This window comes from Janthinobacterium sp. AD80 (genome assembly GCF_002878455.1).
Lineage (GTDB): Bacteria > Pseudomonadota > Gammaproteobacteria > Burkholderiales > Burkholderiaceae_D > Janthinobacterium.
Genome location: NZ_NRDQ01000213.1, coordinates 1 through 9,804, shown reverse-complemented (window position 1 = coordinate 9,804; position 9,804 = coordinate 1). Strand labels below are relative to the sequence as shown.

General features: G+C 64.2%; 9 protein-coding genes. 6 read left to right on the top strand and 3 right to left on the bottom strand.

The genetic code is table 11. From position 1 onward, the window contains the following. The 4 genes from JaAD80_RS30985 to JaAD80_RS27105 all read left to right on the top strand — a co-directional run. Positions 1-910 (top strand): STM4014 family protein (locus tag JaAD80_RS30985; RefSeq protein WP_102299173.1); only part of this gene is annotated, 910 nt, incomplete at its 5' end. Between the two features lie 22 nt (positions 911-932). Continuing rightward, positions 933-1,745, top strand: a complete 813-nt coding sequence (locus JaAD80_RS27115) for an STM4013/SEN3800 family hydrolase (protein ID WP_180979616.1) — start codon at positions 933-935, stop codon at positions 1,743-1,745. After that, positions 1,742-3,121, top strand: a complete 1,380-nt coding sequence (locus tag JaAD80_RS27110) for an STM4012 family radical SAM protein (protein WP_219726896.1) — start codon at positions 1,742-1,744, stop codon at positions 3,119-3,121. The genes JaAD80_RS27115 and JaAD80_RS27110 overlap by 4 nt, the downstream gene beginning before the upstream one ends. After that, positions 3,115-4,017: an STM4011 family radical SAM protein gene (locus tag JaAD80_RS27105; protein ID WP_258003209.1), complete on the top strand. Its 903-nt coding sequence runs from the start codon at positions 3,115-3,117 to the stop codon at positions 4,015-4,017. The genes JaAD80_RS27110 and JaAD80_RS27105 overlap by 7 nt, the downstream gene beginning before the upstream one ends. 229 nt (positions 4,018-4,246) lie before the next feature. Here the strand turns inward: JaAD80_RS27105 and JaAD80_RS27100 are convergent, their stop codons facing one another. Then, entirely contained in the window at positions 4,247-6,430 is a 2,184-nt protein-coding gene (locus JaAD80_RS27100; RefSeq protein ID WP_180979615.1) for a prolyl oligopeptidase family protein, read from the bottom strand. Positions 6,431-6,867: 437 nt separating this feature from the next. Here JaAD80_RS27100 and JaAD80_RS27095 point away from each other — a divergent pair, with 437 nt between their 5' ends. Continuing rightward, positions 6,868-8,655: a GGDEF domain-containing protein gene (locus tag JaAD80_RS27095; protein WP_102299175.1), complete on the top strand. Its 1,788-nt coding sequence runs from the start codon at positions 6,868-6,870 to the stop codon at positions 8,653-8,655. Positions 8,656-8,733: 78 nt separating this feature from the next. On the opposite strand, the gene JaAD80_RS27090 is transcribed toward JaAD80_RS27095, so the two are convergent. Next, the gene (locus JaAD80_RS27090; protein WP_146012563.1) at positions 8,734-9,153 is read right to left on the bottom strand and encodes a DUF6386 family protein; all 420 of its coding nucleotides are present in this window, start codon (positions 9,151-9,153) and stop codon (positions 8,734-8,736) included. A 35-nt stretch (positions 9,154-9,188) separates the two neighbouring features. Further along, complete coding sequence (locus JaAD80_RS27085; RefSeq protein ID WP_219726895.1) at positions 9,189-9,590, bottom strand: DUF4262 domain-containing protein; 402 nt, start codon at positions 9,588-9,590, stop codon at positions 9,189-9,191. A gap of 3 nt (positions 9,591-9,593) precedes the next feature. Between JaAD80_RS27085 and JaAD80_RS31270 the strand changes: the two genes are divergently transcribed. Next, on the top strand, positions 9,594-9,804 hold a 211-nt coding region (locus JaAD80_RS31270), incomplete at its 3' end, for a hypothetical protein (RefSeq protein ID WP_219726894.1).

The window sequence follows — 9,804 nt, the reverse complement described above, 5'->3', positions numbered from 1 at the left end:
CCACCGCCTGCTGCTCGATGCCGGCCGCCGCCTGCAGGGCCGCGCGCCCCTGCGCACGCCCGAACATGGCGAGCTGCTGGCGATGGATGCCTGGTTTGCCGGTTTTTCCAGCGCCATGACAGACCTGGCGGCGCAGCTGGCAGCCTTGCCGCACGTGCGCGTCTTCAATGCGCCGCCCGACATTACCTGCATGACGGACAAGCTGGCCTGCCAGCGCCACCTGGCCGCGCGCGGCGTGCCCGTGCCCCGGCTGCTGGGCCCCGTGCACGGCTACGCGCACCTGCAGGAACTGCTGCGCGGGCATGCGCTGGACCGCGTCTATTTAAAACCGCGCTATGGCTCGTCGGCCTCCGGCGTGGTCGCCTACCGCAGGAACAAGACGGGGCGCCAGCAAGCCACCACCTCGGCCAGCTTGTTGTGCGCGAACGGGGAAACGCGCCTGCTGAACAGCAAGCGCCTGTCGCGCTATGAAAACGAGCACGACATCGCCGCCCTTGTCGACACGCTGGCCGCGCAACATCTATATGCGGAAGCCTGGCTGAACAAGCCGCGCTGCGGCGACAGCCATTACGACCTGCGCGTCGTCACGCTAGGCGGCCGGCCTGCCCACCGCGTGGCGCGCATCGGCGACCAGATGATGACCAATCTGCACCTCGATAACCGGCGCGGCGACGCGGGCGGCCTGCTGAGCGAGGCCGACATGTTGGCCCTGGAAGCCACCGCCACCCTGGCGGCGCGCGCCTTTCCCAGCAGCCACGTGACCGGCCTTGACCTCGTCGTACGCCATGGCCAGGCCCGCGTGCTGGAAGCGAACGCCTTCGGCGACCTGCTGCCTGGCCTGTTGTGGCAAGGCGCGGACACCTACGCGGCGCAACTGGCCCAACCGCCCCACTTCACGCATCATGCCTAAAGAAACACCCAAAATCCCCGACATGCACGCCATCGTGGGCAGCCACGACATCGTCTTCATCACCCTCGACACCCTGCGCTACGACGTGGCGCAAGCCCTGTACCAAGCGGGCGAACTGCCCGTGCTGGGGCGCTTGCTGCCGCCGGGCGGCTGGGAATGCCGGCATAGCCCCGCCACGTTCACCTATGCGGCGCACCAGGCGTTTTTTGCCGGCTTCCTGCCCACGCCCGCCGCGCCAGGACGCCATGCGCGCCTGTTCGCATCCGCCTTCGCGGGCAGCGAAACGACGTCACCGCACACCTTCACGTTCGAGCAGGCAGACCTTCCCGCCGCGCTGGCCGCGCGCGGCTACCGCACCATCTGCATCGGCGGCGTGGGCTTTTTCAACAAGCAGACTGCCCTGGGCACGGTGCTGCCGTCGCTGTTCCAGGAAAGCCACTGGAGCGCAGCCATGGGCGTGGCCAGCCGCCACTCGACGCAAAAGCAGGTGGCGCTGGCCGTGGCCCGCCTGGCCGAAGGCGAGCAGCGCACCTTTTTGTTCATCAACGTGGCCGCCCTGCATGCGCCGAACCGCGCCTACCTGCCCGGCTGCCGCAGCGACAGCCTGGACAGCCATGCGGCCGCCCTGCGCTACGTGGATGGCGCGCTGGCGCCCTTGTTCGCCGCCTGCGCGGCGCGCGCACCCACCTTTGCCATCGTCTGTTCGGACCACGGCAGCGCGTACGGCGAAGACGGCTACCGCGGCCACCGGGTGGCGCATGACAGCGTGTGGCAGGTGCCGTACGCGCACTTCTTCCTCACGCCACAAACCATTTCCCAGGAGTCCCCATCGTGAACCCTTCCGAACAGCCGGGCACCCTGGCGCAGCGCATGCGCCACACGCCCTACCAGGCGTATTCGTACTCCTATCCGCACAAGGCGGCCTACCGCGCCTTGCCGCAAGCGACACCATTGGCGCCATTGTGGGCGCAGCAGGACCGCTCCGCCCTCTTCGCCTACATCCACATCCCGTTTTGCGAGATGCGCTGCGGCTTTTGCAACCTGTTCGCCATGGCCCGTCCCAGTGCCGACATGGTCGAGCGCTACGTGCAGCAGGTGCTGGTGCAGATGCGCGCAATGGACGGCGCCCTCGGTGAGCGGCGCTTTGCCCGTTTCGCGCTGGGCGGCGGCACGCCCACCTATCTGTCGCCCGCGCAGCTCGACACCTTGCTGTGCGGCGCGCGCGACATCCTCGGCATCGATTTGCAGCAAACGCCGGCCGGCATCGAAGCCTCGCCGGAAACCATCACGGCCGAGCGGCTTGCCGTGTGCCGCGCGCATGGCATCGACCGGGTCAGCCTGGGCATCCAGAGCTTCGCCGCCGGCGAGATGCGCGCCCTGGCCCGCCCGCAGCAAAACGCCACCGTGCATCACGCCATCGGCCTGATACGCGCGGCCGGCTTTCCCACCCTGAATCTGGACCTGATCTACGGTATCGCCGGGCAAACCGTAGCCAGCCTGCTCGCCTCCATCGACAGCGCGCTGGCGTTTACGCCCGAGGAAATCTACCTGTACCCGCTGTATGTGCGCGAGCAAACAGGGCTTGGAAAAGTGGCGCGGCGCCAGGGCGCCGAAACACTCAACCCCATCATGTTGGCCCGTGACGGCGACAGCCGCCTGGCGCTGTACGCGGCCGCGCGCGACCATTTGCGCGCCCACGGCTACGAGCAGGTCTCGATGCGCATGTTCCGCGCGCCCCATGCACCGGAGCAGAACGGCCCATCGTACTGCTGCCAGAACGACGGCATGGTGGGCCTGGGCGCGGGCGCCCGTTCCTACACCTCGCGGCTGCACTATTCAAGCGAATACGCGGTGGCGCGCACGGAAACCATCGGCATCATCGACAACTACCTGGCACTGGACGAGGCGCGCTTCGCGCAGGCCGAACATGGCCATGTGCTGGACGGGGAAGAACAGCGCCGCCGCTACGTGATCCAGTCGCTGCTGACGCAGCCGGGCCTGGACCGCGACGCCTACGCGGCGCGCTTCGGCACGCGCTGCGAGCTTGACCTGCCGCAGCTGGCCGAACTGCACGCCCTGGAACTGGTGGAAGAAGTAGGACCATTGCTGCGCCTGAACGACCATGGCTACAGCTATGCCGACACCATCGGCCCGTGGCTGGCCTCGGACAAGGTGCGCGCGCTGATGGCCGAAGCCGGCCAGGCGTGCTGACAGCGCCGCCGGGCTTCGCGCAAGCGGGGACGCTGTCGCTGCTGTACCGGGGCACCCTGGCCAGCTGCAACTACGCCTGCGGCTACTGTCCCTTCGCCAAGAAGCGCGACAGCCGCGCCGCGCTGGCCCGCGACGCGCGCGAAGTGGCGCGTCTTGCCAACTGGGTGGCGGCACAAAAGCGGGACATCAGCGTACTATTCACGCCCTGGGGCGAAGCGCTGGTACGGCGCCACTACCGCACGGCCATGCAAGCCTTGGCCGCCTTGCCGCATGTGCGCCAGGTGGCGCTGCAAACGAATCTGTCCGGCCCCCTCGGCTGGCTGGATGGCATGCCGGGACGGGAAAAGATTGGCCTGTGGTGCACCTACCACCCCGGCCAGACGACACTGGCGCGCTTTCTCGAACGCTGCGCGCGCCTTGACGCCATGGGCGTGCGCTATTCCGTCGGCGTGGTCGCGATGCGCGAGCACCTGGACGCCATCCGCGCCCTGCGCGCCGCCCTGCCCGTCCACGTCTACCTGTGGCTCAATGCCTATGATCGGCGCGGCCCCGGCTACTACAGCGAAGCTGACCTGGCCGAGCTGGACGCCATCGACCCGTGGTTCGCGCACAACCGCCGACCGTCCCCCTCGCGCGGCAAACCCTGCCTGGCGGGCGAACTGGCGCTGTCCGTCGATGGCGACGGCGAACTGGCGCGCTGCCACTTCGTGCCGCAGCGGCTGGGGAATCTGTACGCGGATGACCTGGCGGATGTGCTGCAGGAACGCTCCTGCCCGCGTTTCAAATGCGATTGCTATATCGGCTACGCGCAGCGCAAGGATCTGCCGTTCCAGGCGGAGTTTGGGGAGGGAGTGCTGGCGCGGATTGTGGACGCAGGCCGGCGTAGGTCGGATTAGCGGCGGCACGCCGCGTCATCTGACAACATTGCTGACGCCGGCACCGGCGTGTCGGATGACGCGCTGCGCGCTAATCCGGCCTAACGCTCCAGTGCTACCGGCCATGTTTAGGGCAGGCGTGCGGGCGAGAATACCCCCAGCCCCGGTCCTGGCTTAAAAGTGCTGCGACAGACGTAAAAAAGCGCGGGTCAACCTCACCCGCGCTTTTCGATGTGCAACGGTTACAAGATTACTGCGCCGCCACCTTGGCCGGTTCCGCCGGTGCGGCTGGCGTCATCTTCAAGGAACGGCTGAGGAAACCCCAGCGGTCCGCCACTTCTTCGATCTGCTTGGCCGTCGGCTTGCCGGCGCCATGGCCTGCCTTGCTGTCGATGCGGATCAGCACGGGTGCGGCGCCGCCTTGCGCTGCCTGGGCGGCCGCGGCGAACTTGAAGCTGTGGGCCGGCACGACGCGGTCGTCATGGTCGGCCGTGGTGATCATGGTCGCCGGATAGCAGCCGCCCGCCTTCAGGTTGTGCAGCGGCGAGTATTTCACCAGCGCCTTGAACTGCTCGGCATCATCGGACGAACCATAGTCAGGCACCCAGCCCCAGCCCACGGTGAACTTGTGGAAGCGCAGCATGTCGAGCACGCCCACTTGCGGGATGGCCGCGGCGAACAGGTCCGGACGCTGCGTCATGGCCGCGCCCACCAGCAGGCCGCCATTGCTGCCGCCGCCGATCGACAGTTTCGCCGGCGACGTCACCTTGTTGGCCACCAGCCATTCGGCCGCGCCGATGAAGTCGTCAAACACGTTTTGCTTGTTCAGCTTGGTACCTGCCTGGTGCCAGGCTTCGCCGTATTCGCCGCCGCCGCGCAGGTTGGCCATCACGTAGACGCCGCCCATTTCCACCCAGGCAAGATTCGCCACGGAGAAGCTAGGCGTGAGCGAAATGTTGAAGCCGCCATAGCCGTACAGGTAGGTCGGATTGGAACCGTCGAGCTTCATGCCTTTTTTCGAGACGATGAACATCGGCACCTTGGTGCCGTCGCGGCTGGTGAAGAATTGCTGGCGCGTTTCAAAGGCGTTCGGGTCGAAATCAACCTTCGGCTGGCGGTACACCGTGCTCTTGCCCGACTTCATGTCGTAGCGGTAGATCGTCGCCGGGGTGGTAAAACTGGTGAACGAATAGAACGTTTCCGAATCGCCACGCTTGCCCGCAAAACCACCGGCCGAACCGATGCCTGGCAAGGCCACTTCGCGCACCAGCTTGCCGTTCAGGTCGACGATCTTGATTTGCGTTTGCGCATCCTTGAGGTAGTCGAGCACCAGCTGATTGTTGATCAGGTTGACGGCGACCAGGGTTTCCTCGCTTTGCGGCACGACTTCTTTCCAGTCGGCAGGCGCAGGCTTGCGCGTATCGATGGCGATCACGCGCGACTTCGGCGCCTTGTTGTCGGTCTTGAAGAAGAAGACCGGGCCGTCATTGTCGATGAACGAATACGAGGCATCGAACGCTTCCAGCAAGCCCACCACCTTGGCGTTCTTCTGGCGCAAGTCCTTGTAGAAGACGCGGTTCTTGCGCTCCGTGCCCTGCGTGGCCGTGATGATCAGGTAATTGCCGTCGTCGCTGACGGTGCTGCCGCCAAATGCCCATTCCTTCTGGTCGGGACGGTCGAAGACCAGCACGTCATCGCTTTGCGGCGTGCCGATTTTGTGGAAATACAGCTTCTGGAAATAATTGATATCGGCCAGCTTGGTGGCTTCGTTCGGCGCGTCGTAGCGGCTGTAGAAGAAACCGCTGTTGTCCTTGGTCCACGAAGCGCCCGAGAACTTGGCCCACTTGATGTGGTCTGCCAGATCCTTGCCCGTGTCAATGTCGCGCACCTTCCACTCGTTCCAGTCGGAACCGGAAGCGGCCGTGGCGTACGCCAGGTATTTGCCGTTCGGGCTGATCGAGGTGCCGGCCAGCGCCACCGTGCCGTCCGACGACAGAGTGTTCGGGTCCAGCAGCAGGCGCGGCTCGTCCGTCAGCTTTTTCACCGTGTACAGCACGGCCTGGTTTTGCAAGCCGTCATTGCGGCTGTAGAAGTAACGGCCGCCCTGCTTGGTCGGCGTAGAGAAACGCTCATAGTTCCACAGCTTGGTCAGGCGCTGCTTGATCGCTTCGCGCTCGGGGATGGTGCCCAGGTACGATTGCGTCAGCTTGTTTTGCGCCGCGACCCACTCGCCCGTTTCCGCGCTGTTGGCATCTTCCAGCCAGCGGTACGGGTCGGCGATGGTGGTGCCGAAATAGCTGTCTTGCTGGTCGACTTTCTTGCTGACCGGATAGGTAACGGCGGCGCTGTCGCCAGCCGGGCAGGATTGTGCCATGGCATTGCCACCGAAAGCGGCCAGCAGGCTGAATATGAGGGTTGCACTACGTAATTGCATGGGTTGTTTGTCTCATTGTTGGATGTCGAGGAAAGCAGGCCGCTCAAGCAAGTACGGCAGCTGCCCATGGTGACTTTCGCCAAGGGAAATCATAGCGCGGATTGTCACTTTTAATGCACAGTTATCACCGGAATTTGCCATCTTTTATTTGGACAATTTCCATGTATTGCCATGATTAATCGCGTTTTCGACGTGGATCGGCAAACGCGATGTCTTTGGCCACCTGGCAAGAAACATTGTCAAAATCAAATACATTTCATCAAGCTGTCATAAATCTTCTTTACTATCGGCAACATGTTCATGGCCCGCCCAGCGGCCGTGCCGACCGCCGCCCATGCCCGCCTATGCACACTCTCGCCCTCCCAACCACCGCGTCCGCGCGTGACGCCGCGACGCCATCGAATGTGGCCTACCTGAAGACGCCGCGTGCCGGCGCCATGAGCATCGAAGGGACGGACGCCTTGCACGACATCCTGGCCGGCCGCAAGCTGAGCGCCCTGTTCCAGCCCATCATCCAGATGCAAAGCGGCGATATCATCGGCTACGAAGGCTTGATACGGGGACCGTCCGACAGCCCCCTGCATGCGCCCATGAATCTGTTCAAGGTGGCGCGCGCGAATGGCCTGACCCTGGAAGTGGAACACCTGTGCCGGCAGGTGGTGCTCGAACGCTTTGCCGAATTGCAGCTGCCAGGCAAGCTGTTTCTCAACGTCAGCCCGGAATGCCTGTTGCTGCGCAATGCGCGCCATGGCGAAACCCTGGAATACATCGAGCATATCGGCATCAATCCGGACCGCGTCATCATCGAGCTGACGGAAAACCAGCCCACCTATGACTATGAACTGATGCGCGAGGCCGTACTGCACTACCGCAACATGGGTTTCCAGATCGCCATCGACGACCTGGGCGAAGGGTTTTCCAGCCTGCGGCTATGGTCGGAGCTGCGCCCCGAATACGTCAAGATCGACATGCATTTTATTCAGGGCATCAATAATGACCCCGTGAAACTGCAGTTCGTGCGCTCGATCCAGGAAATCGCGGAAAAGTCCGGCACCCTGGTGATCGCCGAAGGCATCGAGGCGCAGACGGAATTGCTGGTCTTGCGCGACCTGGGCGTGGCGTTTGGCCAGGGCTATCACCTGGGCCGTCCCAACATGGTGCCGGCGCGCGCCTTGCCCGCCGAAGTGATGCAGGCGCTGGGGCGCCATGGCGTGGCCGTGTATCCGCAGCGCAGCAGCCTGGAAAAGAATGGCGCCAGCATCCGCAAGCTGCTGCACCGGGTGGCGGCCGTGTCGCCGGAAAAGAACAATAACGAGGTCTACGATATTTTCCTGAAGGAACCGAAGCTGATGATCATTCCCGTCGTCGACGACGGCGTGCCGCTGGGCCTGATCAGCCGCTTCGAGATGATCGACCACTTCGCCCGGCCTTATCAACGCGAACTGTATGGCAAGAAATCGTGCAGCCTGTTCATGGATGCCAATCCCCTGATCGCCGACCATGAAACGAGCTTGCAGGAACTCAGCTACACTATGGTGCAGTCTGACGCCCACCATTTGTTCAACGGCTTCATCATCACCGAGCACGGCCGCTACCTGGGCATGGGCACGGGCCACGACCTGATGCGCGAAATCACGCAGATGCAGATCAACGCGGCCCGCTATGCCAATCCGCTCACGCAGCTGCCCGGCAACGTGCCCATCAACGAACATATCGACCGCTTATTGCACAGCGGCAGCCGCTTCTGGGTCTGCTATTGCGACCTCGACCACTTCAAGCCCTTCAATGATGTGTACGGCTACCGCAAGGGCGACGACGTGATCCAGCTGACAGGCGAAATACTCAGCAGCCATTGCGACCCGAACCGCGACTTCATCGGCCATATCGGCGGCGACGATTTCATGATCCTGTTCCAGAGCGAAGACTGGGAAACGCGCTGCCAGGCCATGCTGGACGACTTCGCGGCCGCCATCCTTGCCTACTACAGCACGGGCGACTGCGAGCGGGGCGGCTATATCAGCGAAGACCGGCAAGGCAAGAAAGTATTCTATTCCCTGATCAGCCTGTCGCTGGGCGTCATCAAGGTGGAAGCGCACCAGTACTACACGCACCACCAGATCGCCACGCGGGCGGCGGAAGCGAAGAAACAGGCAAAGAAAATCCACGGCAACAGCCTGTTCCTGGATAGGCGCCAGGGCATGGGCCTGGCGCGCATGGATGCGTAGGCGGCCTGGTTTTTGCGCTGCATGCCGAGCGGCATGCAGTCTTGGCCGCGAGACGCCAGGCGCAATCGAGCGCCGGGTTCAGATGCGCACCAGCTCGCTGAAGGCATTGACGCCGCGCGCATCCGGCACGAGTGCCAGGCGGATGCAGGCGCCATCGCGCCGCGCCTGCACGCGGTAATTGCCCGCAGGTACATCGAGGAACAGGCCGCCGCACGCCGCGTCCGGCTCCAGCCCGCCGCCCGTCACGTCTTCCCCGGCACCGATGTAGATCCGGCCCGACACCACGGCCAGGTGCACGCTCGCGGCGGGCTCGGCAATTTCCGTATGCAGTTCCAGCGCATACGCGCCATCGCCGCCCACGTTGAAGAACGCCGCCTGGCCCGCATTCACGGCCGCCAGCTCGGCGCTGGGCATGCTCCACCAGTCGCAATCGTCATCGAGTTTGTGGCGCAGGACGGCCGGGTCGAACACGCACAGGGTGGCCGTGCCGGTGCTCACGGTGCAAGGGCGCCCGGCCAAGGTCGCGGCCGGCATCAATCCGTCGACGGTGCCGGCCCCAGCAGGGGCTGGGCCGCGACATATGCGGCGGCGGCATCGGTATCCCAAGGGAAATGGCCGTCGCGCGACGGCCAGACGATCTGGTACAAGGTAAAGTCATTGCCCTCGTAATACCAGCGTGCGTAGCCGACATAATCGCGGTACTGCGCTTGCGGCACGCGCACGAAGGCGCAAGCATGGCCCTTGAGCAAAAGGTCTGTCGTCTGCGTAAAATCGGCGATGCTGCCGCTGCGCGCGGCGTCGAGCGCCAGGTCGAGGATCTGCATGGCCGTGGCATACGGCAAGCCCATGATCAGGAACTCGGGCAGGCCGAAACTGTGATAGGCGCCAATGGTGAAGGCATAGCCGGGGCCTTCCTCGTCACCGCTGATCTGCACGCCATGCCAGCCATGCGTGGCGATGTCGTCTATGACTCTTTGCTCGGATGCATCCTCACCTGCCAGCCTTACCATACTCAACCTTTCAATGTGCCGAAAAATGGGCAGGCAAACAGGCCGGCAATCAAACCGGACTGTGACATGCCCAAGGGCAATTATCGCATGCAGGGCGCGCGCACGGCAGCGGCGCGTCAGTCGCGCGGCAAGGGCGCGG

What these genes read in the sequence shown, in the direction of transcription:
- JaAD80_RS27115 (WP_180979616.1), top strand. Translation starts at nt 933, where the DNA reads ATGCACGCCATCGTGGGCAGCCACGACATCGTCTTCATCACCCTCGAC.
- JaAD80_RS27095 (WP_102299175.1), top strand. Translation starts at nt 6,868, where the DNA reads ATGAGCATCGAAGGGACGGACGCCTTGCACGACATCCTGGCCGGCCGC.
- JaAD80_RS27100 (WP_180979615.1), bottom strand. Translation starts at nt 6,430, where the DNA reads ATGCAATTACGTAGTGCAACCCTCATATTCAGCCTGCTGGCCGCTTTC.